This window comes from Cupriavidus sp. 8B, assembly GCF_054589115.1.
This window is the reverse complement of sequence record NZ_BAAILO010000054.1, coordinates 1-239: the sequence shown is the minus strand read 5'-3', so window position 1 is coordinate 239 and position 239 is coordinate 1. Positions and strand designations below refer to the sequence as shown.

1 protein-coding gene is annotated in these 239 nt (G+C 57.3%); it reads left to right on the top strand.

What is annotated here, in order from left to right:
* A partial coding sequence (locus tag ACYP5B_RS05190; protein WP_459568823.1) for a recombinase family protein occupies positions 1 to 239 on the top strand: 239 nt, incomplete at both ends.

The window sequence follows — 239 nt, the reverse complement described above, 5'->3', positions numbered from 1 at the left end:
AGCGTTTCCTCGTGCTGATTGAGCGCATCCAGCGTGGTGAGATTGAGCGAGTTCTCATCGCCCACAAGGACCGGCTCGTTCGCTTCGGATTCGACCCGCTCGACCATTTTGCGCGCGAGAACGGTTGCGAGATCATCGTGGTCAATCAGGAATCGCTGTCGCCAGAGCAGGAAATGGTTGAGGACCTGCTTGCCATCGTCCAAACGTTCTCATGCCGCCTGTACGGCATGCGCAAGTAC